Origin of the sequence: Arenimonas sp. (assembly GCF_041913985.1) — a bacterium.
Taxonomy (GTDB): Bacteria; Pseudomonadota; Gammaproteobacteria; order Xanthomonadales; family Xanthomonadaceae; genus Arenimonas.
Genome location: NZ_JAYSEG010000015.1, coordinates 39,531 through 61,197, shown reverse-complemented (window position 1 = coordinate 61,197; position 21,667 = coordinate 39,531). Strand labels below are relative to the sequence as shown.

At 65.8% G+C, this 21,667-nt stretch carries 18 protein-coding genes; 1 reads left to right on the top strand and 17 read right to left on the bottom strand.

Features of this window, described 5'->3' with window-relative positions; all coding sequences use genetic code 11:
* Window positions 1-3 precede the first annotated feature (3 nt).
* The 5 genes from ACE3Q2_RS07155 to ACE3Q2_RS07135 are packed head-to-tail and all read right to left on the bottom strand — an operon-like array spanning window position 4 to window position 8,215.
* Window positions 4-1,134: an ABC transporter permease gene (locus tag ACE3Q2_RS07155; protein WP_231693825.1), complete on the bottom strand. Its 1,131-nt coding sequence runs from the start codon at window positions 1,132-1,134 to the stop codon at window positions 4-6.
* A 1-nt stretch (window position 1,135) separates the two neighbouring features.
* Complete coding sequence (gene rbbA / locus ACE3Q2_RS07150; protein ID WP_374473547.1) at window positions 1,136-3,877, bottom strand: ribosome-associated ATPase/putative transporter RbbA; 2,742 nt, start codon at window positions 3,875-3,877, stop codon at window positions 1,136-1,138.
* A gap of 6 nt (window positions 3,878-3,883) precedes the next feature.
* Complete coding sequence (locus ACE3Q2_RS07145) at window positions 3,884-4,972, bottom strand: HlyD family secretion protein (RefSeq protein ID WP_374473546.1); 1,089 nt, start codon at window positions 4,970-4,972, stop codon at window positions 3,884-3,886.
* Complete coding sequence (locus ACE3Q2_RS07140) at window positions 4,969-6,477, bottom strand: efflux transporter outer membrane subunit (protein ID WP_237761518.1); 1,509 nt, start codon at window positions 6,475-6,477, stop codon at window positions 4,969-4,971. Before ACE3Q2_RS07140 ends, ACE3Q2_RS07145 begins: the two co-directional genes overlap by 4 nt.
* A gap of 1 nt (window position 6,478) precedes the next feature.
* On the bottom strand, window positions 6,479-8,215 hold the full coding sequence (locus ACE3Q2_RS07135) for a PHA/PHB synthase family protein (RefSeq protein WP_374473545.1): 1,737 nt from the start codon (window positions 8,213-8,215) through the stop codon (window positions 6,479-6,481).
* Between the two features lie 347 nt (window positions 8,216-8,562).
* On the opposite strand from ACE3Q2_RS07135, the gene ACE3Q2_RS07130 reads away from it, so the two are divergent.
* Window positions 8,563-9,165, top strand: coding sequence for a TetR/AcrR family transcriptional regulator (locus tag ACE3Q2_RS07130; protein WP_033474833.1), 603 nt, complete (start codon window positions 8,563-8,565; stop codon window positions 9,163-9,165).
* Between the two features lie 148 nt (window positions 9,166-9,313).
* On the opposite strand, the gene ACE3Q2_RS07125 is transcribed toward ACE3Q2_RS07130, so the two are convergent.
* From ACE3Q2_RS07125 to ACE3Q2_RS07070, 12 genes are all read right to left on the bottom strand, one after another.
* Window positions 9,314-11,284 carry a relaxase/mobilization nuclease and DUF3363 domain-containing protein gene (locus tag ACE3Q2_RS07125; RefSeq protein WP_033474832.1) on the bottom strand — a complete coding sequence of 657 codons (1,971 nt, stop codon included), beginning with the start codon at window positions 11,282-11,284 and terminating at the stop codon, window positions 9,314-9,316.
* Window positions 11,285-11,732: 448 nt separating this feature from the next.
* On the bottom strand, window positions 11,733-12,344 hold the full coding sequence (locus tag ACE3Q2_RS07120) for a S26 family signal peptidase (protein WP_033474831.1): 612 nt from the start codon (window positions 12,342-12,344) through the stop codon (window positions 11,733-11,735).
* On the bottom strand, window positions 12,341-12,886 hold the full coding sequence (locus ACE3Q2_RS07115) for a DUF2840 domain-containing protein (RefSeq protein WP_033474830.1): 546 nt from the start codon (window positions 12,884-12,886) through the stop codon (window positions 12,341-12,343). The genes ACE3Q2_RS07120 and ACE3Q2_RS07115 overlap by 4 nt, the downstream gene beginning before the upstream one ends.
* Window positions 12,883-13,155 (bottom strand): hypothetical protein, encoded by a 273-nt coding sequence (locus ACE3Q2_RS07110; protein ID WP_033474908.1) that lies wholly within the window; start codon window positions 13,153-13,155, stop codon window positions 12,883-12,885. The genes ACE3Q2_RS07115 and ACE3Q2_RS07110 overlap by 4 nt, the downstream gene beginning before the upstream one ends.
* Entirely contained in the window at window positions 13,152-13,790 is a 639-nt protein-coding gene (parA, locus tag ACE3Q2_RS07105; RefSeq protein WP_033474829.1) for a ParA family partition ATPase, read from the bottom strand. The genes ACE3Q2_RS07110 and parA overlap by 4 nt, the downstream gene beginning before the upstream one ends.
* A gap of 253 nt (window positions 13,791-14,043) precedes the next feature.
* The gene (locus ACE3Q2_RS07100; RefSeq protein ID WP_033474907.1) at window positions 14,044-14,889 is read right to left on the bottom strand and encodes a replication initiator protein A; all 846 of its coding nucleotides are present in this window, start codon (window positions 14,887-14,889) and stop codon (window positions 14,044-14,046) included.
* Window positions 14,890-14,915: 26 nt separating this feature from the next.
* Window positions 14,916-15,200: an AlpA family transcriptional regulator gene (locus ACE3Q2_RS07095; RefSeq protein WP_033474906.1), complete on the bottom strand. Its 285-nt coding sequence runs from the start codon at window positions 15,198-15,200 to the stop codon at window positions 14,916-14,918.
* A gap of 115 nt (window positions 15,201-15,315) precedes the next feature.
* Window positions 15,316-16,083, bottom strand: a complete 768-nt coding sequence (locus tag ACE3Q2_RS07090; RefSeq protein WP_033474828.1) for a DUF2285 domain-containing protein — start codon at window positions 16,081-16,083, stop codon at window positions 15,316-15,318.
* A gap of 343 nt (window positions 16,084-16,426) precedes the next feature.
* Window positions 16,427-16,777: a DUF2958 domain-containing protein gene (locus ACE3Q2_RS07085; RefSeq protein ID WP_033474905.1), complete on the bottom strand. Its 351-nt coding sequence runs from the start codon at window positions 16,775-16,777 to the stop codon at window positions 16,427-16,429.
* 596 nt (window positions 16,778-17,373) lie between these two features.
* Window positions 17,374-17,964, bottom strand: a complete 591-nt coding sequence (locus tag ACE3Q2_RS07080) for a hypothetical protein (RefSeq protein WP_374473544.1) — start codon at window positions 17,962-17,964, stop codon at window positions 17,374-17,376.
* A gap of 625 nt (window positions 17,965-18,589) precedes the next feature.
* Window positions 18,590-20,479: a ThiF family adenylyltransferase gene (locus tag ACE3Q2_RS07075; RefSeq protein ID WP_374473543.1), complete on the bottom strand. Its 1,890-nt coding sequence runs from the start codon at window positions 20,477-20,479 to the stop codon at window positions 18,590-18,592.
* Window positions 20,476-21,624: a hypothetical protein gene (locus ACE3Q2_RS07070; RefSeq protein ID WP_374473542.1), complete on the bottom strand. Its 1,149-nt coding sequence runs from the start codon at window positions 21,622-21,624 to the stop codon at window positions 20,476-20,478. Before ACE3Q2_RS07070 ends, ACE3Q2_RS07075 begins: the two co-directional genes overlap by 4 nt.
* Window positions 21,625-21,667: the final 43 nt, after the last annotated feature.

Genomic DNA, 21,667 nt, shown 5'->3' with positions numbered 1-21,667 from the left:
GATTCAGGCCATCTGGCTGATGGTCCTGCGGAAACGGGTGAGCGCGAGCGCGAACAGGGCCGAACCGATCAGCGCCAGGGCCAGGAAGGGCTTCCAGACCACGCCGATGCCGGCGCCGCGGTAGAGGATGGCCTGGGCCAGTTCCACGAAATGCGTGGTGGGCGCGGCCAGCATGATGTCCTGCACCAACTGCGGCATGCTCTCGCGCGGGGTCATCGAGCCCGACAGCAGTTGCAGCGGGACCAGCACCAGCACCATCAACATGCCGAACTGCGGCATGTTGCGCGCCAGCGTGGCCAGGAAGATGCCCAGCGAGGTGGTCGCGAACAGGCACAGCGCCGCGCCGACCACGAACAGCGCCAGCGAACCTTCGATCGGCACGCCCAGCAGACCCCGCACCACCAGGTTGAGCGAGACGAAGGCGGTCACCAGCACCACCAGCCCCATCGACCAGACCTTGGACAGCATGATCTCGGCCGGGGTGACCGGCATCACCAGCAGGTGTTCGATGGTGCCGTGCTCGCGCTCGCGGATCAGCGCCGCGCCGGTGAGGATGATCGAGAGTATGGTGACGTTGTTGATGATCCGCATCAGCCCGCCGAACCAGGTCTTGTCCAGCGACGGATTGAAGCGCGCGCGCAGCGCCAGTTCGATCGGCATCGCGGTGCTGCCGCGCTGGCGCCGCACGAACTCGTTGACCTCCAGGTTGATGATCTGCTGCACGTAGCTGTTGCCGGTGAAGGCCTGGCTCATGCGGGTGGCATCGATGTTGAGCTGCAGCGCGGGTTGCCGGCCGGCCAGCACGTCGCGCTGGAAATTGGGCGGGATGTCGAGCACGAAGGTGTAGGCGCCCGAGTCCATGCCGGGATCGACCTCGCCCAGCGAGATCATCGCCGGCGGCGAGAACTGCGGGGGATAGAACGCCGAGGCGATGCGTTGCGACAGCGCCGAGCGGTCCTCGTCGACGATGGCGATCGGCGCGTTGTGCAGGCTCTCGGGCATGGCCGTGGCGGCGGTGTGGATCGACACGGTGAACACGTAGGCGATCAGCACCAGCAGGATCGGGTCGCGCGCCAGGCTCCACAGCTCCTTGATGCCCAGGCGATAGACGTTGGCCAGGTGGGGGAGTTTCACGTCAGCGCTCCTGTTTGCGGGTCAGGGCGATGGCCAACCCCAGCACTACCGGCACGGCCAGCAGCAGCGACCACAGCGCGCCGCCCAGGTCGCGCAGGTGCAGCGCCTTGCTGAACACACCGCGGCTGATCGCGATCATGTGGCTGGCCGGATAGGTTTCGCCCACCACCCGGCCGACGCCTTCGAGCGAGGAGATCGGGTCGACCAGACCGGCGAACTGGGTCACCGGAATGACCGTGCCCACCACCACCAGGAACATCGAGGCGATCTGGCTGCGGGTGACCGTGGAGGCCAGCAGCCCGAAACCGGTGGATACCGTGGTGAAGATCAGCGCCGCCAGCGTCAGCGCCAGGAAGCTGCCGGTGATCGGCACGCCGAACACGGTGACCGCCAGCAGCGCCATGGCCAGGAAGTTGAGCATCGCCAGGGCCACGTAGGGCAGTTGCTTGCCCAGCAGGAACTCGCTGCGGGTGACCGGGGTGACGTAGAGGTTGGTGATCGAGCCGCTCTCCTTCTCGCGCACCACGGCGAGCGCCGTGAGCATCGCCGGCAGGATCAGCAGCAACAGCGGCACCACCGCCGGCACCATCGCCGGCAGGCTGCGCACGTCGGGGTTGTAGCGGTAGCGCGATTCGATGGCGATCGGGCTGGCCAGCTGCATGCCGAAGCGCTCGCGCGCCTGCTCGGCCAGCCAATGCAGGTGGATGCCCTGCAGGTAACCCTGGATGGTCTCGGCGCGGGTGGGCGTGGCGCCGTCGAACCAGGCACCGACCTGGACGCTGTTGCCACGCAGCACGTCGCGGGCGAAGCCCGGCGGGATCTCGATGGCCAGCGCCAGCTCACCGCTGCGCATGCGTCGGTCCAGCTCCTCGTAGTCGGCCAGCGGCGCGCGTTCGATGAAGTAGCGCGAGCCTTCCAGGCTCATCGCGTAGCTGCGGCTGAGGCTGGTTTGGTCATGGTCGAGCACCGCGTAGCGCAGATCCTCCACGTCCAGGCTGATGCCATAGCCGACCACGAACATCAGCAGCAGCGAACCGACCAGCGCCAGCGTGGCGCGCACCGGATCGCGCTGCAGTTCCAGCGCTTCGCGCCAGACGTAGCTGATCATGCGCTGCAGGCTGAAAGGCTTGCGACGGGCGTCGCGATGGCCATCGGCGCGGGGCTGCGCGGGCGCCGCGTCGTCGCCGGTCTGCCCGGGCGTGCCGCCGCCGGCCTCGACCAGATAGCCGATGAAGGCCTCTTCCAGTGTCTGCGCACCGCGCTTGGCCACCAGCGCGGCCGGGGCATCGCTGTCGAGCACCTTGCCCGCATGCATCATCGACATGCGGTCGCAGCGCTCGGCCTCGTTCATGAAGTGGGTGGAGATGAAGATCGTCACCCGGTCGCGCCGCGACAGCTCCACCAGCAGGCGCCAGAACGCATCGCGCGCGACCGGGTCCACGCCCGAGGTCGGCTCGTCGAGGATGAGCAGCTCCGGCTTGTGCACCATCGCCACCGCCAGCGACAGGCGCTGGCGCACGCCCATCGGCAGGCTGGCGGGCAGGCTGTGCACGACCGCCTCCAGGCCGAAGCGTTCGACCATCTCCTGCACCCGCGCCGGGATGTCGTCCTCGGGCACCTTGAACAGGCGCGCATGCAACACCAGGTTCTGCTGCACGGTCAGTTCGGAGTACAGCGAGAACGCCTGTGACATGTAGCCCACCCGGCGGCGGGTGTCGATGTCGTGCGGGTCGACCTCGTTGCCGAACAGCCAGGCGCGGCCCTCGCTGGCCGGCAGCAGGCCGGTCAGCATCTTCATCGTGGTCGACTTGCCGCAGCCGTTGGAGCCGAGGAAGCCGAAGATCTCGCCGCGGCGGATGCGGAAGGACACATGATCGACCGCCACGAAGTCGCCGAAGCGCATGGTCAGGTCCTGGGCCTCGATGGCGATGTCGCCGTCATCGCCGCTCAATGGCGGGATCACGACCGGCTGGTGGTCGCGGGTTTTTTCTTCCGGCAACAGGGCGATGAAGGCCTCTTCCAGCGAAGCCGAGCCGGTCCGCGCCAGCAGTTCGGCCGGCGTGCCGGTGGCCAGCACCTTGCCGTCGTCCATCGCCACCAGCCAGTCGAAGCGCTGCGCCTCGTCCATGTAGGCGGTGGCCACGACCACGCTCATCTCCGGGCTCTGCCGCCGGATCCGCGCGATCAGGTCCCAGAACTGCGCCCGCGCCAGCGGGTCGACGCCGGTGGTCGGCTCGTCGAGCAGCAGCAGGTCGGGGTCGTGGATCAGCGCGCAGCACAGCCCGAGCTTCTGCTTCATGCCGCCCGAGAGCTTGCCGGCCGGGCGCGAAAGGAACGGATACAGGCCCGTGGCCCGGGTCAGCTCGTCGATGCGGCGGCGGCGCTCGGCCGCGCCGTGGCCGAACAGGCGGGCGAAGAACTGCAGGTTTTCCTCGACCGACAGCGTCGGATACAGGTTGCGGCCCAGGCCCTGCGGCATGTAAGCGATGCGCGGGCAGACCGCGTTGCGGTGGCCGCGCCGGGCCATGTCACCGCCCAGCACCTCGACGCGGCCGGCCTGGATCCGGCGGGCGCCGGACACCAGCGCCAGCAGGCTGGACTTGCCGACCCCGTCCGGGCCGATCAGGCCGACCATGCGGCCGGCGGGAATGTCCAGATCGACGCCATCCAGCGCGGACACCTTGCCGTAGTCCAAGCGCACGCCCTGCAGTTGCACGACGGTGGGCGCGTTCGGCTTGGTCATGTCCGCTTACTCCACCGGCACATTGGCAACCAGATCGGCGGGCCAGGCCTGGTCGCTGTCGAGCCGGATCCAGGCCACCCCGGGCACTCCGGTCTTGACCTGCTCCAGATGCCGACGCAGAAGATCCTCGGGAATCTGCGCACGCACGCGGAACATCAGCTTCTGGCGCTCGTTGGCGGTCTCCACCGTCTTGGGCGTGAACTGGGCCTGGCTGGCGACGAAGGAGATCGTGGCCGGGATCACGTATTGCGGCGCGGCGTCGAGCACGATCCGCACCTCGCTGCCGATGGCGATGCGGCCGGCGCTGGTCTCGGGCACGAAGAAGGTCATGTAGACGTCGGACAGGTCGAGCAGGTTGAGCACGCGCCCGCCGGCGCCGAGCACTTCGCCCGGCTGCGCCACGCGCACCTGCACCCGGCCGGCGCGCGGCGACTTGAGCGCGCTGTCGTCGATGTCGGCCTGGATCCGCGCCACCGCGGCCTCGGCCGCGCGGACCGTGGACTGCGCCCCGACCAGCTGTGCCTCGGCGGCGCGCACGGCCGCCTGAGCAGCGGCGGCCTGGGCCCGGGCCGCCGCGACCGCCGCTTGGCTGGCGCGTACCCGCGCGCGGTCGTCGTCCAGTTCCTGGGCCGAGGAGGCGCCCTCCACCGAAAGCGTCTCCGAACGTGCCAGCCGGCGGCGCGCGGCATCGAGCTCGGCCTCGCGCTGGGCGACCAGCGCCTGCGCGGTGGCCACCTCGCTCTGCCGCAGCGCGATCTGCGCCTGGGCCGCGGCCACGCCGTGCTCGGCCTGTTGCCGCCCGGCCTCGGCCTGGTCGTACTGGGCGCGCAGGGTGTCGGTCTGCATCCGCGCCAGCGTCTGCCCGGCCTGCACGAAGTCGCCCTCGCGCACCAGGATCTCCTCCACCCGGCCGGGCAACTTGGTGGCCACGTCGATCTCGGTGGCCTCGATGCGCCCGTTGCCGCTGGCGAATCCCTCGCCCGGACCGTGGTCGGACCAGCGCTGCCAGCCCCACCAGGCCAGCACCGCGACGGCGACGACCAGCGTGGCGGGGACGATGCGTTTCTTGGAAAAAAGGGACGATGCTTTGCTCATGGTATGTCCGACGCCCGTTGCGAATGGGTGGAAAGGCCTGCTTCAGCGCCACCGGAGCGCTGGCCAGGCCCGCCTCCGAGCGCGCCGTACAGCGCGACCTGGCTGGACAGCAGCGCACGGCGCACCTGCACCAGTTGCTGCTCGGCGTCCAGCAGGTTGCGCTGCGCGTCGAGGACTTCGAGATAGGCGGCCGAGCCGTTGTCGTAGCGCAGTTGGGCCAGCCGGGAGCGTTCGGCCAGGGCCTGGCGCGCGACGGTCTGCACCTGCAACTGCTCGGCCAGCCAGTGGCGGGCCGCCAGCGCGTCGGCGACCTCGCGGAACGCGGTCTGGATGGATTTCTCGTACTGGGCCACCGCGATGTCGCGGCGCACTTCGCTGAGCTCCAGGTTGGCGCGGCGACGGCCCGCGTCGAAGATCGGCAGCGACAGCGTCGGCAGAAAGGTCCACGCGCGGCTGCCGGAATCGAACAGGCCATCGAGCTCGGCGCTGGCCGTGCCCCAACTGCCGGTCAGGGCGATGCGCGGGAAGAACGCCGCGCGCGCGGCGCCGATGTTGGCATGGGCGCCACGCAGCTGATGCTCGGCGGCGATGAGGTCTGGGCGACGGACCAGCAGGTCCGAAGGCAGCCCTGGCTGCAGCGCCGCCAGCACCGTGTCCTCGTCGAACGGCGCGCGGGCTGGGAGTGCGCCGGGATCGGCGCCGACCAACTGGGCCAGTGCGTGGTACTGGCTGGCGCGCGCGCGTTCGAGCTGGGCCAGCAGCGCCTGCGCCTGGGTCAACAGGGTCTGCACCTGGGTCAGGTCCAGCCGGGAGGTCGAGCCGACTTCCTGGCGGCGCTGGAAGATGCGGTAGGACTCCGCGCGCGAATCCACGGTGCGGCGCGCGATCGCCACGCGCTCGTCCAGTTCACGCAGCCCCAGGTAGCCATCGGCGACCTGGACGATCAGCGCCAGTTCGACCGCCTGACGGCCGGCATCGGTGGCCAGCCACTGCTGCAGTGCCGCATCCTTCAGGTTGCGTATGCGGCCCCACAGGTCCAGTTCCCAACTGCTCAGGCCGACTTCGGCGCGGTATTCGCTGCCGACCACGGACTGCCCATAGTAGTTGAGATCGCCCGGCACCCGCGCGCGCGCGCCCTGCACGCCCAGGCCCAGGCCCGGGAATTGATCGGCGCGCTGGATCTGGAATGCGGCCCGGGCTTCCTCGGCCCGGAGCGCGGCGACGCGCAGGTCGCGGTTGTTGCCCAGCGCCGTCTCGATCAGGCGCTGCAGCAGCGGATCGGTGAAGTAGTCGCGCCAGGGCGGCAGATCCTCGCGCCCTGGCGTCGATGCGCCCACGGCGGACGCATAGCTCTGCGGTACCGGCGCGACGGGCGGTTCATACTCCGGCGCCAGGCTGGCGCAGCCGGCCAGCAGCGCCAGCGCGGTGCTGGCCAGGATCGGCCGGGCCCGCAGCGGCGGCGGACGGCGCTTGCCACCTGTGGCGACGGCTGGCATATCGTTCATGTCATGTCTCCAGCACGTAGTGGCCCGGCGCCGCGTACTGCGGCTTGTAGCCCTTGGAGGGCGCCCCGATCGCGGGCGGCTTGACGGGCGTTCCCGAGCGTTCCTGCAGCCACGCGATCCAGGCCGGCCACCACGACCCGTCCTGTACCGGCGTCTGCTCCAGCCAACGGTCGGGGGGCACGTAGCTGGCGCCGGCCGCACGCGTACCGATCCGGTAGCTGCGTCTGGGCCTGCCCGGTTCGCTGACGATGCCGGCGTTGTGCCCGCCGCTGGTCAGCGCGAAGGTGATCTCGGTGGGCGTGAGGTAATGCAGCTTGTACACCGAGCGCCAGGGCGCGACGTGGTCGGTGAGCGTGCCGACGGCGAACGTCGGCAGACCGATGTCGCCCAGCGAGACCGGACGGCCGCCGACCGGGTAGCGCCCCTCGCTGAGATCGTTGTCCAGGAACAGCCGCCGCAGGTACTGCGAATGCATCTTCGCCGGCATCCGGGTCAGATCGGCATTCCAGGCCATCAGGTCGTTCATCGGCCTGCGGTCGCCGAGCAGGTATTCCTGCACCATCTTCGACCAAAGCAGGTCATAGGAGCGCAGCATCTGGAAGGCGCCGGCCATCTGGTCGCCGCGCAGATAACCGGCCTCGGCCATCTGCGCTTCCAGCATGGACACCTGGCTTTCGTCGATGAACAACCCGAGTTCGCCGGGTTCGCTGAAGTCGGTCTGCGCCGTGAACAGGCTCAACGAGGCCAGACGCTCATCGCCATCGCGCGCCATCGCCGCAGCGGCAATCGCCAGCAGCGTCCCGCCCAGGCAATAACCGGTGGCGTGCACCTTGCGCTTGGGAACGATCGCGTTGACGGCCTGCAGCGCTGCATGGAAGCCCTGCTCCAGATACTCGTCCATGCCCAGATCGCGCTCGGCCTGGCCCGGGTTCTTCCAGGAGATGCAGAACACCGTATAGCCCTGGCCTACCAGATACTTGATCAGGGAGTTGTGCGGAGAAAGATCGAGGATGTAGTACTTCATGATCCAGGCGGGGATCACCAGCACCGGCTCCGGGTGCACCGTTTCGGTCGAGGGCGCGTACTGGATCAGCTCCATCAACTGGTTGCGCAGCACCACCTTGCCCGGCGTGGCGGCCACATCGCGACCGACCACGAACGCCTCCGCTCCTGCGGGCGGCAGCTTGGCCAGCGAGCGCTCGATGTCGTCAAGCAGATGCGCCAGGCCGCGCTGCAGGTTCGCGCCATCCTCGGCGACGGTACGTGCCAGCGCCTCTGGATTGGTCAGCAGGTGGTTGCCGGGAGAGAGCATGTCCAGCCACTGCCTGGCCGCGAAGGCCACCACGTTCTCGTGGTGCTTGTCCACGCCGGATACGCCATGGGTGGCCTGCGACCACCACTGCTGGTTGAGCAGAAAGACCTGATGCAACAGGTTGAACGGCCAATGGCGCCATTCCGGGGCAGCGAAGCGCCGATCCTGCACCGGTGTCTCGATGCAATCGCGGGCTTCTCCCGTGCCGGCCAGAAGGCATTCGCGCAGATAGCCGGCAAGCGCGGACGCCTGTTCGGCCGCCAGTGACATCAACTCGGACTGCTTGCCCGGCGAGGAGGCCAGATGCGAAGCCCAATCCGTCCACGCCAGCAGGAGAGACTGCGGCGAGATGGACGCGCTGGCAGCGGCCTGGACAGCGCGGGCCAACGCATCCATCTGTATCGAGACTTCACCTTCATTCGCCATCAAAACGCGTCCTCTTCCTATGACGATCAATGAATTACGCAAGAAACGATCCGTGCGTCGTTTTGGACTATAGCATCAATTCCCCAAATGCGAAGCGCTTATCCGCGGCTCGATCGGTCACGTGGGCGTACGCATGGGCCGCTCTACGACAAGGGGTGCGGCACGGGTGGGCGTTGAAGTGAAGCTCCGTGCTGCCTTGATTGCAGCTCTGAAAGCAGAATGGCGAGACTGCGCCAGGCGAGCCGCGTTAGAATTGCCGCAACAATTTCGCAGCGTGTTGAAGCAGGCCTAGGCCGGGAGATATCTTGAGTAGCTCGTCTCACCGAGGCGGTCGGCGGCGCCGTTATTTGCCAGGAGCCGAGCGAAAGCGGGAAATCCTGGATGCTGCACTGATCGAGTTCCTCGCACATGGGTTTACCAAGACCACTGTCGAGGGAATCGCCATACGCGCAGGCATGTCGAAGTCAGGGGTCTATGCGCACTTCGGCAGCAAGGATCAGGTCTTCGAAGAACTGTTGATGGCAGCCTTGCCTACGACGGAAGATTCTTTCAGCGTGTTTCTGTCCGAGGCCAATGGCTCGATCCAGGAGATAGCAGAGGCCTACATCGACAAGCTCTATGCACGCCTGGACAGTCCGCTTGCCGTTCCGACCTTCCAGTTGCTGATCGCGGAGAGCAAGCGGGTACCCGGCCTCATCGAACGATGGCACGCCAACATCCTGTTGAAGATGCGCGCGAGTTCGCAGGCCTTGGTCGACGAATGCGTACGCCGGGGAGTGATGCGTCAAAGCGCGCTGACAGAACATTTCGAGATCGTGCTTTGCCCTGTCGTGTATTGGCTGGCCAAATGCGTGCTGCTGGGCGAGCGCGCTGAAGAAACGGGCCTGTCGCTGAAAAAAATGCACGAGCTTCACAAGAAGTTGTTTCTGGAACTGCTCTTGCCTCGTTAATGATCCCGATATGGCGAGGCTGAGCGCCGTCGTTCGACAGCCTGGACACCGACCAGTCTGCGAAATCAATTGACCGCTTGCCGTCAACGTGATCGACCTCAGCGTCCGCGGGCCGAGCCAGGCGAATGGATTACCGGCTGAGCATTGATCATCCAACTGTCGGCCCTCGCTGCCTTCCGATCTCCCACGACACCCCGCCGCCACGCACCGTCGCCGCGATCTGCTGCCCCAACCGTGGCTCGATCACGGGTCGCCACGGCACCAGGCTGAACCCCATGCCGTCATCGAGCATCGCGTAGCGCCCGCTCGCCAGCATGACCGAGCGCCGGTAGATACCGGCGACCCGCTGCCCATCCGCCGCCGGGCGATGCGCCAGTCCGGTTTCGGCGGCAATGTCCTTGGCGGCCTGCGCCAGTTCCCGGTTGCGCAGCGTGCCAAGCAGGTTGCGCGCCAGGATGATGCGCTGCCCGCGCCGCTCGGCCAGCCCCTGTTCGGCCAGGAAGTCGGCGCGCTGCTGGATGGCCTGCTTGGCCTCGCCGCCAAAGCCCAGGTCGCCCAGCCCACGGTCGCCGCCGATCAGTTGCTGGTCAAGCCAGGTCGCGCCGATGACGCGGGCCTGCCGCTCGATGGACAGATGCGATTTCAGCTCCACCGCCACGCCACCCAGGCGCTGCGCGTCGTACTGGCGACCACGCTCGGCCAGATCGTCTGGCACCTTCCATAGCCCTTCGGCCACGCGCTCCACGATGCCGGCCCGGCGCAGGGCTTCCAGCCGGCGGACGTGGGCGGCGACAACCTCCTGCGGGTCGCGTCCGGGCTTGGCCCGGCCCTGTTCGATGGCAAGGTGATGGTCGGCACGGTACAGGCCATCACTCGCCAGCGCGGCGATGTTCTTGTCGGCGGCGCGAACCTCGGTCGAACCCTTCACTTCCACGATGGCGCCGGCCGGGTACTGCTCCAGCTCGGTGCGCGGCGGCAGCGCCACGTAGTGCGCCTTGCCGTCCACGCCGTCGATGACCAGATAGCCTCGGTCGTACAACTCGTCGGCCAGCCCTTTGCCTGCGACACGGCCCACGATGGTGTGGCCGTTTTCGCCATCGTCCTGGCCGGGCTGGAACACGGCCAGCTCGCGCTGCCTGCCGCCCATCGCCCGCTGCATGGTGCGGATGATGTCGCCGCGCTCGGCCATCGCCCGCAGGGTGGATTCAGCTTCTGCATGAATGGCCCAGGTGCCCGGCGCCGTTTCCGTCGCCAGTCCCATGCGCTGCAAGTGTTGCAGGCGACCGACGAGCAGCAGGCGCCGGCGTTGCAGCCTGGGTTCGGCAAGCCGTTCCGTGTGAACCAGGCCATCGACGGCTTCACGCTGCAAGGTGCGATCCAGGCTTGTCCATCGCTCCTGTTCCACCTCGCGGGCCAGGGTACGCTGTATCTCCAGCTCGGTGCGCGGCCCCAGCCACTCGGTCGCCAGTTCCATCGCCCGCTCGCGCATGCCGCGCGTGATGTAGTCCTGCGAGACGATCAGATCCTTGCCGGTGTCGTCCTTGCCGCGCAGCACGACGTGGGTGTGCGGGTTGTCGGTGTTCCAGTGATCGACCGCCACCCAGTCCAGTCGCGTGCCCAGGTCGGCCTCCATCCGTTGCATCAGGTGCCGGGTGTAGGTGCGCAGGTCGTCGAGTTGTTCCGCGTCTTCGGGGGAGACGATGAAGCGGAATTGATGGCGGTCGCCCCGGCCGCGTTCCTCGAAGGCGGCGGTGTCGGCCTCGTCGGTCGCCGGCCCGTAGGCATGGCCCGGCCCGCCCTGCCTGTCCACGCCCTCGCGCTCGATGTAGCGCAGGTGCTGGACGGTGGAGCGGCCGCTGGCCTGCTGGAGATACACCAGCCGCACCTTGACCGTGGCGCGGCGTGAGTTTGCCGTCAGCGACTGGCCGGTGAAGCGGGCCGCCACATGGCCGCGTCCCAGGCGTGAACCGGGCGCCTTGCCCCGCTTGCCGCCGGTCGCGTTGGCCGCCTTGCCGGCCTGGCGCAGCACCTGCGAAACAAAGGTGTCGCCGCGCTGCTTGGGCTTGCCGGGCCGGATGCGGAAATGGTCGTCACCGGGGGAGTTTCCGCGCTGGTTCATGGCGTGGCTCCAGGCAAGCCCGTCGCACCCTGGCGGGCGAGGCACGCGGATTCTCCAATGGCTGCAAGGCATTGGCTGCTGTCGCGGCACGAAGCCGCCATAAGGCGCGTGCCGCGCCACCCCCACGTGCAGACTGGCTTTGCGCGCACCCTGGTGCCGCACCCTTCAATCTTGCCTTCCTCCTTTGCCTTCCGCTGTCGCTCCAGGCACCGGCGGCCCGGCGGCGCTGCTGCGGGAGCAGCCAGCGCGCCGGCGAACGCGCGAACTGACGCTATGAAGGCCGCAGGCCGGGCGCGTTCGAGGCAAGACGCCTGCACGTTGGACGGCTTCGCCGAAGGCAGCGCGACGTGCGGTGCGAATGCACCGGCACGGCAGGCGCGACGACACGGCGACGAACAGTAGAACGACATGCCCGATGGCACGCCGGAGCGCAGCGAATTGGCGGCCATCATGGGCGTGTCTCCAGCCAGACCGGATGCGCGACGCCGATCACGGCGGATGCGCTGACCGGGCCGAAATACCGGCTGTCGAACGATGCCGGGTTGGTCACGCTCAACAGGAACAGCTCGCCCGGTTCGAGGCGGCGGCAAAGCTGCAAGGATGGCAGCGGCCGGCCCAGCCGGTCGGCAGGCAGCACGGCGGCCGCAGGCACGCCGTCGATGCGTACCTGCCCGGCGACGATGCAGACGTGTTGCGGCGCGACCGCGCCCACACGTTTGAGCAGCGGCACGCGCGTCGGCAGGTAGCCGCGCTGCGCAGCCAGCATGGCGGCCCTGTCGGGCAGTGGCACCAGCACGATGCTGTCCACGGACAACGGACGTGGCAGCGAGGCGGTGCGCGGGGCGAACGGTTCTATGCGATACCAGCCGACCGCCACGCTGTCGGACGGGTTGTAGATCAGGCGCGGCGGTGGTTGCACGAAAGCCGCCCAGGCCAGCGCAGCGAGACCGATGGCGGCCAGTGTCGCCACGACGACGCGAGCGCGCAAACGTGAACGTGGGTACAAGCGAGGACGCGGCGCAACGGCCGACGCGCCGCCCGTGTTGGTCGGGGCCGTCATGGCAGCACCTTCCCGGCCAGCCAAGCGGCGTGCCGCTCGGCGGTGTATTCGGGCAGCGCAAGGCGGGCCGCCAGACGGTTGCCCAGCGTGCGCCAGTACGCGGGCGACACGTCGATGGCGGCGATGCCCAGCGCTTCGATGGCGTCGATGCGTTCCAGCACGGCGCGCACATTGGCATCGCCTTCTGCGTGCAGCAGCAGGCGCGCGCCTGGCTGCACGCCTGGGATGCGCTGCACGGCATCGAGCGGCGTGCACGTTTGCATCACCATGAGCTGCCATCGGATCGTGCCGTAATCGTTGGCCTGCCAGCGGATGCGGCAGAGCATCGCGCCCGGCAGGAACACTGCGCAGCGCCGCCAGCGGTCTAGCTGGAGTGTGCGCGCAGGTTCTCCAAAGCGCAGGTAGAGTTTGAAACGGGCCTCGATGTAGGCCAGCGAAACGCGCGTCAGCGGCACGTTGCCGGCCTGTCCGGCGAGTGCCGAAAGCGCAGGCAGCGGCATAGCCGGTGCCGCGTTCGCGGCAGGCAAAGCGGATGCGGTCATGGTGTGTTCTCCCTGTGGTGATCGGGAAACTCCCGCTCCAGCAGGCCGCGCAGCAGGTCGGCCACGGTCACGCCTTGCGTGAAGGCCGACACCTTGATGCGCGCCCGCATGGCGGGCGTGATGTCCAGGGTCAGGCGCGCGGTGTAGAGGTCGCCTTTGCCCAGCGCATCGGCATCGCCCTGGCGAATCCACGCTTCTGCGTGCGGATTCGCGGGCGGACGTGCGCCGATGCCGACACGCTTGCCGCGTGGTGGTGGCTTCGCCGTCATGTCGGCCACCGCAGCAGTTCATCCACCAGGGCGGTGATTTCGCGGGCGGCGGCGCTGTCGGGCGCTGTCTCGCGGGCGAGCCGGCCAGCGGCCACGCTGTCGGCGAACACGATGCGCTGATGCACCTCCGAGCGCAGCGCGGGCAACGGCTGTTCGGCCAGCGATTGCCGTGCCTCACGCCCGATGATGGTGGTGCTGACGCGCCGATTGATGACGAAGGCCGCGCGCAGCGCAGGCCGGAACACCTGTGCCTCGCGGATCAGCGAAACCATCTCGGCGCTGGCCCACACGTCGTAGGGGCTGGGCTGCACCGGGATCAGCACGCGCTCGGCCGCCAGCAGTGCGGAGCGCGCCAAGGCCGCGATGCGCGGCGGGCCGTCGATGATGACGTGATCGGCCCGCCTGGCGAGTTCTGGCGCTTCCTGATGCAGCGTTTCGCGGGCGAGGCCGACGGCGCTGAACAGCCGCGGCAAGCCTTGCTGACTTCTGCGCTGCGTCCAATCCAGCGATGAACCCTGCGGGTCGGCATCGAGCAGGATGACGTGCTGGCCGCGCATCGCCAGCTCGCCGGCGATGTGCGTGGCGAGCGTGGTCTTGCCGACGCCGCCTTTCTGGTTGAGCAGAGCAAGGATCATGGCGCGGCCCTCCCTGCTGGAAAGCCGGTCTTTCGCTCCTGCATTTCGTGCCGTTGGGTGGTTGTCCACCGAAACGGCGCGCTTCTACTAAAAGTTATGTATTTACTGTTAGGGAAGTTAAGGGGCGAGAAAACCCAGCAGCGGCGCGGGTTTGCGGCCGATTTTGTTGCCTGATAGCACGAGGATTTGTTGCCTGATAGCACGAGTCCACTGTTGCCTGATAGCACGAGTGAATTAACAGGTTTTCCCGCACTTATCCCCGTGCCGTATGCAGCACGGGCCGGAAGGTCAGCAGTTCGGTTTTCTCGCCAGGCATCCGCTCGATGCCCAGGACGTAGCCGGGCAGCGACTGCCGCGCCACCAGCGCGCGCAGGTCGGCGGCGAAGTCGTAGAAACGCGCCACGCTGCCCGACTTGCGGTACAGGTGCTGGAAATCGAATTGCCAGCCGTGTTCCTGCCGTCCGCCGTGCTTGCGCACCAGGCGGTACAGCCACCGCTCGATGCCACCAGTGAGCCGGAAGTACGTCGGGTCGATGGTCAGCACCAGGGCCGCGTCCACCACGCCCGCGTAGAACCAGTCCGGCAGGATCAGCTCGATGCCCAGCGGCGTGCCGCTGGCATCGGCCAGTTCCTTCCACTCGTTGATCCACGAGAAGCGATGCAGTCGCCTTCCCGTGGTTTCGCGGATGGACGTGGCCACCGTGGTCGATTGCAGCCGGTCGAGCGCGGCCTTGAGGCGCTGGTAGTCGCGCAGCGACGTACCGCGCCCGATGAAGCGCAGGATTTCGTAAGGGCGCACCTGCATCAGCCGCGAGGTCGGGATGCCCGCGTCGCGGGCTTCCACGATCTGCGAGGCCGCCCAGATCAGGATGTCGGCATCCCAAATGGTCGCTATGCCATGCTCCTGCGTCCCCTCCACGCGGATGGTGATGCCGCCTGCCCGGAAGTCGATCGGCGCCGTGCGGCGCGACTTCGCCAGCGAGAAGAACGGAAAGGCCATCAAGTCCTGGCTGTCGCGTGGCGCCATGTCGCCCGGCAGCGCGCGGAACAGGTCGAGCTGTTCGCGCTGCTGCAAGGCTTGCCCTGGCGGGCTGGACATGGCGAAGGCCACCCACGCGCCGATGGTCAGCGGCCGTCACGGTAGTCGCCCGCATGCCGTTCGGCATATTCCGGGTCGGAAGTGGCCGCGTAGCTGCGCGCATCGGCCCAGGCGTCGAGGTCGCTCACCGCATACATGACGCGGCGGCCGAACTTGCGGAACTTCGGGCCACCGCCGATCACGCGCTGCTTCTCCAGCGTGCGCGGCGACAGGCGCAGGTAGTCGGCGGCCTCGTCGTTGGTCAGGTAGCGTTGGGGCTGCGCGGGCGCAGGGACAGCAGCGGCGGCAGGCCGCAAGGGAGCGGGTCGCATGGGATGTACCTCCATCAAGCCCGGCCACACCACGCGGCCGGATAGAGGCACTTTCAAGAAAGATGGGCTTCTTGCTAAGGGACGAATTGCAGGGACTGCAAAACGTCCCCCCTTACTACGATGCAACTGGCGAGACCTGCGCCAGACTGCGATAGCCGCCGCGCATCAGCGCCTCGCCACGCCTGACCAGCCGCCGCACGCGGGCACGCAAGGCGCTGTCCTTGTGCCAGTCGGCCACGACGGCATCCGCGCCGAACAGTCCTTCGGCGACTTCGCGCAAGGACGCGCCCGCCAGGGTCGCGTCGAGCGCCTGCAAGGTGTGCAGTTCCAGCACCGCGGCCGGCGTGGGCCGGGAGCGCGCCGCTGCCGCAGGCGCGGCCACGGTCGCGGCGGACAGCGCATCCAGCTCGGTCGCCAGCGTGCGGTAGCGCGCGCAAGGCGCGGCGCAGGCACGGGTGGCGTACAGGTAGGCCATGCCGTCTTCCAGGCCGGGCGCGAGCGCGAGCCGCAGGCAGCAGCCGGGCCAGTGCGACACCAGCACCAGGCGCTTGCCATCATGGATCAGTTGCTTGCGGCCAGGCACGCGCCAGAACTCGAAGGCAGCGGCTTCGGGCGGCGGGTCGGCATCGGGAACAAGCTGCACCACGGCATCATGATCGGGGAACCAGGCCGGATGCGCGTCGCGCGCATCCAGAGCGGGATCTTCCAGCAGGCGCAGGCCCCAAGCCAGCGCCGCGTCCGGCCGCCGGCGACGGCGCCGCCAGTCGCGGCGGTAGCCGGGGTTTCGGCGCAAGTATTCCCACGCCAGTGCGGGGCCGTCGAGGTGCAGGACGTAGAGATAAGCCGCTGTCGGATACCAGTGTTCGGCGCTGCGATCAGTCATGGCGAGACCTCCCTGTGCTTGGGGTGCGTCGCCACGGATTCCGCCGTGCGGGAGCTATCGAAACGCCATCAGGTCGTCATCAAAAAAGGTTAAGCTGTAACTGTCGGTGTCAAGACCGTTTGGCTCCGGCGTGTTGCGGCAATCGTCTGAATGCGACGGCTGCGCAACCCGGAAATGGTGCGCGGCACCGGATACCGTGCCGCAGGCCGCGCCAAAGATCATGACTGTTTGCATCATGCTGGCACCGCTTCGGTGCATCAATGCCGATTGAGACCGTACAGGTCTTGGGTAAGACCGAAATAGTCACAATGCGCCCCGGCTGGCCGGGCTGCGCTGGCCTTCATCAGTCCGTGATCGCGCCGTTCTCCTGCGCCAGCCGGACGTACTCCGACAGTGGGCGCAGCGCCTGGAAATACCGATCCCGCCGCACCGGCAGCTTGCGCGGGCCGACGATGCCGGCTAGGTCGGAGAGCTTGACCGTGCCCAGCGAGGGCATCCCGATACCGAGGTCGATCAGCCCGTAGGCCGTGTCGTCATCCGCAGGGTCGAGCGACACCAGCAGCCAGGTCACATGCGCGTCGGGGGTGAACAGCCGCACTACGGGCAGCGGGTCGAGGTGCTGGCCAGCGGCGAGCGCCGCTCCGTGGGCGAGCAGCCGGGCACGTTCGTCAGCGGTGACAAGTGGCAGGGTCATGGCCGGAACCTCCACGAAACCGAGGATGCGCGGATGCGCTTGTGCGTCGAAGCACGGAACCGCCAAACCGTCTCCGTGCTTTCGTGCGCAAGCACGGATGCGCAAGCCATCGCATCCTTGGAAGAACGCAAGCGCAGAAGCGCAATTGTAGGAAGCCGGAAAGACACGGATGCGATTCCCCGGTTCTGTTGGAATCCGTAGATACGGATTTCCGTAAAAGCACGGAACACCGTTTTTTCGCCAATGAGTTAAAGATAACGTGGTTTTAATTGGGTATCCGGATTCTAGTGTGGGATAGCAAGATCAAGGACTCCGGCATTTGGCCGCCCGTGCTGTGGAGCTGACCATCTCCCAAGCTCTTTGCATGACACTCAATACGTTGGACTAGTGCCCAAGCCGGCGCACTTGGTCTTCCGCTTAGCGACCTGTGGCGAATACCGGGCCATCCCGTCTTCGGTGTTAGTAGGCGATGCACCGCGCCGCGTAAAAGCGCTCTGAGTCGACTGAGGTAGCTCCCACGGAGCGTGCTATACCAAGTTCGGAATGTTGCATCGGAAGTGGCCGACGAAGCCAAAGACTTCGTCGGCCGGCCAAGTTCACGGAACTATGCAGCAGCGGCCGCATACGCAACATCCGGTCACGTTGCAGCACTGATACCAGTTCGTGCTAGGAGGCGCACAAAGCCCGCCGCAACAGCCACCGTTCTGCGCCGTTTGCGGCGCAGCCTCAATTCGGCCCTGCTGGTCAACACATGACTTCCGGTCGAGGTTGAGGCTGCTCGTTGCGACGTCTTCGGTCGCGTATGAGATTACCTGCAACTCAACACTCTTGCCGTCTGGGCCCATTTGCTTCGAGGACATCGGGCCGGATCCGGCCGATGCTGGACTGACGATGAGCGTCGCTTCCGTCAGTTGCACGCCATGTTGGAACGGCCCTTTCCAGATAACCGCTTGAAGCGCAGTCCCTTCTATCGTCTGGATCTGAAATCCAGGGAAAACTTCGACCTCAAGCGAGTACAGCGGCTCCTTATTCTCATCGGAGATGCTGATGTAAGCGGGATGGCCAGCAGCGAGCCGAATGTTCGGAGCCATGACCTCTTCGCCGTCAACAAGAACACGTGCAGAAATGACATGAAGCTGAGTTGTGTCAGCGGCAATGGCAGGAGAAAGCAAAACGAAAAACAGCATTAGTGCATTCAAGAGCGATCGCATAGACGTAGCCTCCTGATAGGGGACGGTCCCCACGACGAAAGATGCTCCGTTCTCAGGACCAACGCAAGCGCGTCCGATGCGCCCAGGCACCCTTCGAAGGGTGTGACAAATTGTCCTTAAGAGTGCTCGCCGGGCAATGGCTGAACGCACTTCAGCTCGCGAGAGGGGTCGCCCCGATTGCGATTTGCTGGGAAGCAGGGCGACGAGCGCAGGCGGCCGGCGATTTGCCTCGGAAGTGAAGCTCCGCATGGGCCGATGGGCAGATCACGGACGCACCCATGGCTTGCCTCAGACCCTCCGTTCCTGCCCACTTGGGGCGGGGAAGCGATGACGGTCCACCAGGCTGGGATCGGGCAGTTTAAGGAAAGGCTTGAGGCCCTTGCTGTCCATGCGGTGCAGATGCAGAAAGTAGGCACCAAGCAGCTACGCAGGGACAGCGTCCACTTTTCCTTTCCCTGCAGGCCCCGTAAACCCGTACTCACGAGCGATAGCCTGTTGCTTCGGATTAGAGGGCCGGCTTGCCGGCCTTACCTCGAGATCAACCCCGGGGCTGAAATCCCCCGGTCCATGCCCTGGTCCATTTTTGAAGGCGCAGGGTCGGTCAACATTGGTCGCGGATCAAAAGCCTTGGACCAAAGTCGCACTCATTATGTTGAGGCGCGCTGAAAATTGACCAGCAAATGCGGGTTTTGCGCGTTGAAAATTGACCAGGGTGTTTCCCCTTACCTTGCAGGCGACCAGGCCTGTGTTCTTGTGGCGTTCGGCGCACCCATGGCGCCGTCATCAGATCCATCGCTGCCTGGTTGGAATCAAGTTCGGCAAGGTGTGCCACGCCTACGTTGAGCATCGCTGACGCGTGATAATCAATATCGGCAGAAGACGCAATGAACGTCGGCTCCGAGCAGCCGGGTTCAGGCTGGAAAATGTTCGTACTTCCTGGCTTTGGCCAGAAGGCTGCAATTAGAGGATGGTTTGGATTGCGGGCGACTGCCTCCAACTTTGCCTGCCGAAGAAGGCCGTGGGGTCCTCCCAGAAACTCCGGCATTCGAACCACCACGCAGCCATGACCCGCCGTCGCACTAATGGTCATTGCCAGCAGCGGAATAGCTAGTTTCGTGTTGTTCAAGTCGCGTTCGAGCCGGTTCGTGACCTGTGTGGACGCAGTCGCGTCGATCATCAGATCGAAGTCGCCAAGATTGAAATGGGGCAGCGCGATCAACGACAGATCGTGGGCATCGGCACTCACTTCGCAGGGAAGGCCTAGGGCGTCAAGACGGCCTTTCAGTGCGTGTGACTTGATTTGTCCAATGTCAGAATCCGCGTAGCGTTGGCGTACCAGAACTCCCGGCCGGACCTTGGCGTAGTCCACAAGATGCAGTTGATAGGCGCCGGCGCGCACAAGCATCTCTGCGACTGCAGACCCCAGCGCCCCACATCCCAACAAAAGGATCCGCTTGCCCCTAATGGGAGCCAACGGGGAGCTCTCATCGCGTCGTTGCACGATCTCCTGCCGATCTTCCATCAAGGCGCACCACAGGACATCTGCCTCGACCAACCACTTGACCAGTTCTCCTCTGGCCGCTTCAGCATTTCCGCCTGTCCGGATGATCTCACGCAGGGCACGCATCGGATCGATACCGATCTCCCATACCGTAAGGTGTTGTTTCAGAGGTTCGCCAGCGGCACGCCGCCTCATGGGCGCGCCTAGGACCAAATACCCCGGGCTGCCGTCAGCTGTCATCGTGGACACGATGCGTAGCATCACGTATAGGTCCCCGAACGACAGACCTGCCCCTTCCAGAGCGTCCGTTAGGTCAGAGACCTTCTTGGGATATTCCGAACCCAAGGGGGCAGTGAGCAGGACAGCTCCGGCAAAGTCATTTGTTCGATGCTCATCGCCCCAGTCTTCGCTGACATGCGACCAGCCAACTAGATCGAATCGACGCCCCTCATCTAGGCGTTTGAGGCTTGCCCGACCGAACCATATCTGGCCGCCCTGCTCCACGACCGGAGTATTGGCTCGAACGACGAAGGCGGTCTGTGACGTTACATAGGCCACCGGCGGATGAAGCGGCGCATCGACCGGGTCCAGCTCCCCTTTTCCGGCAGCCTGCATCCAGATGCGGACACGCTCAAGGAGACCGAACATCCCATCGGCGGGAGCGTACTCGCCTTGCGACTGGTAGAGGCAGATGTAGCTTCCCCACTGGACGTGCGGATATCCCTTGTAACGCTTGTGCCGGAAGTAGACCTCCGGCTTTCGGAAAGGAAAGTCTGGATGAATCCGCAAGGCCAAGGGTTCGCGGTCACGCAGGGGCATACCGCCCGGGTGGCGATATCCCCGGGTCTCAATCGCAATCCGCAGCCAAACCTCCCGTTCCCCTTCCTTCTGATAGGGCTCGCCTATGACCTCCAAAGCGCCATCGGACCTCGCCGCAATGTCGATCAGCTGATCGAGCGCAAGCGCCTGGCCTTGACTCAGCTCTATCATCCAAATCCAACCTTCGTCGTCGGCGTTTCGGCGCTTCCGCGTGCTTGGCTGATCGCCGCGGCCAGAGAATCCTTGAACTCCTTGGATCCTTGCTCGTCGTAGTCAATATCTTCGTCTACGACACTGAAGCAAAGTGGCATGGCGTGCCCGCCATCATCGTGAGTGCACAGGAATCCACCAACGGCGATCTCCTGATAGCGCGACTTGGCCTTGGCGTGTGGAGGATTGTCACCGCTCTTGTTTGAACCGGGGATCGGATTTGAGCTGGAGATGATGTAGCCGGCCCCAATCTGGCTGGCCTCAAACTCATCCATGATGTCCTTCTTGAAGACCTCCGTTCCATCCTCATCCTGGTACATCACTTTCTTGCTGCAGTGATGAGGGGCCAGAAGCACCTGCCAGTTGAGGTTCTCGAGCCGCTTATTGGCTCGGGACACATCGAAGATCTTCCGAATGGTGGGGTACTTGTGGTCGCCGAACATCAGGACGCCACCAGCATGAGGATTCGAGCCCAGAATCACCTGCATTGCCAGGCTCGTATCGTTCCGATCGCCAACCATTTCGTCGGGCTTGAAAGGCCCATGGATGAAGGCCCGGAACTCGCCAACAAGTCCTTCGCCGTCGAGGGATTCAACGAACTCGCCGGGCACGGTGAAGAACTCCATGGGAAAGCCCTGGTATTTGTCTTCGGTAAGCAGGTCGTCGTAGCCAATGAGGCGAACTCGATTTCCGGCGCCCGGATCCCCTTGCGCTTTGATCGCGGCCTTTACGCGACGGTGCGCCTCCTTTCGAAACGCCTGCGCATCCTCACCCAGACCCTCCGGGTCGTCGTCATGCTCTCGGAAAATGCGCGGCGTGAACCACAACTCTCCCACAGTGACACGCTTGAGGAGGTCCTCGAAGCCCTGGATATGGTCCTTGTCTGGGTGCGTGATGGCGAAGGTCGATAGATACGGCTTTCCATCGCGCTTTGGCAGATGCTCGACCAGATAGTCGATGATCGGCGCACAGTCGGTATCCTCGTCTTCGGATTTCTGACTGTGGCGAAGGTCCACCTGGAAGACGATCTCGCTCTCTCGAACGACGAACGTTGTGCTATCGCCCGTACCGATCGGCCAGAAGTAAACGCATTTCTTGTCAAACATGATCCGCTCCCAGAATTCTTCTTATTGGTTATGGAGGCGGACC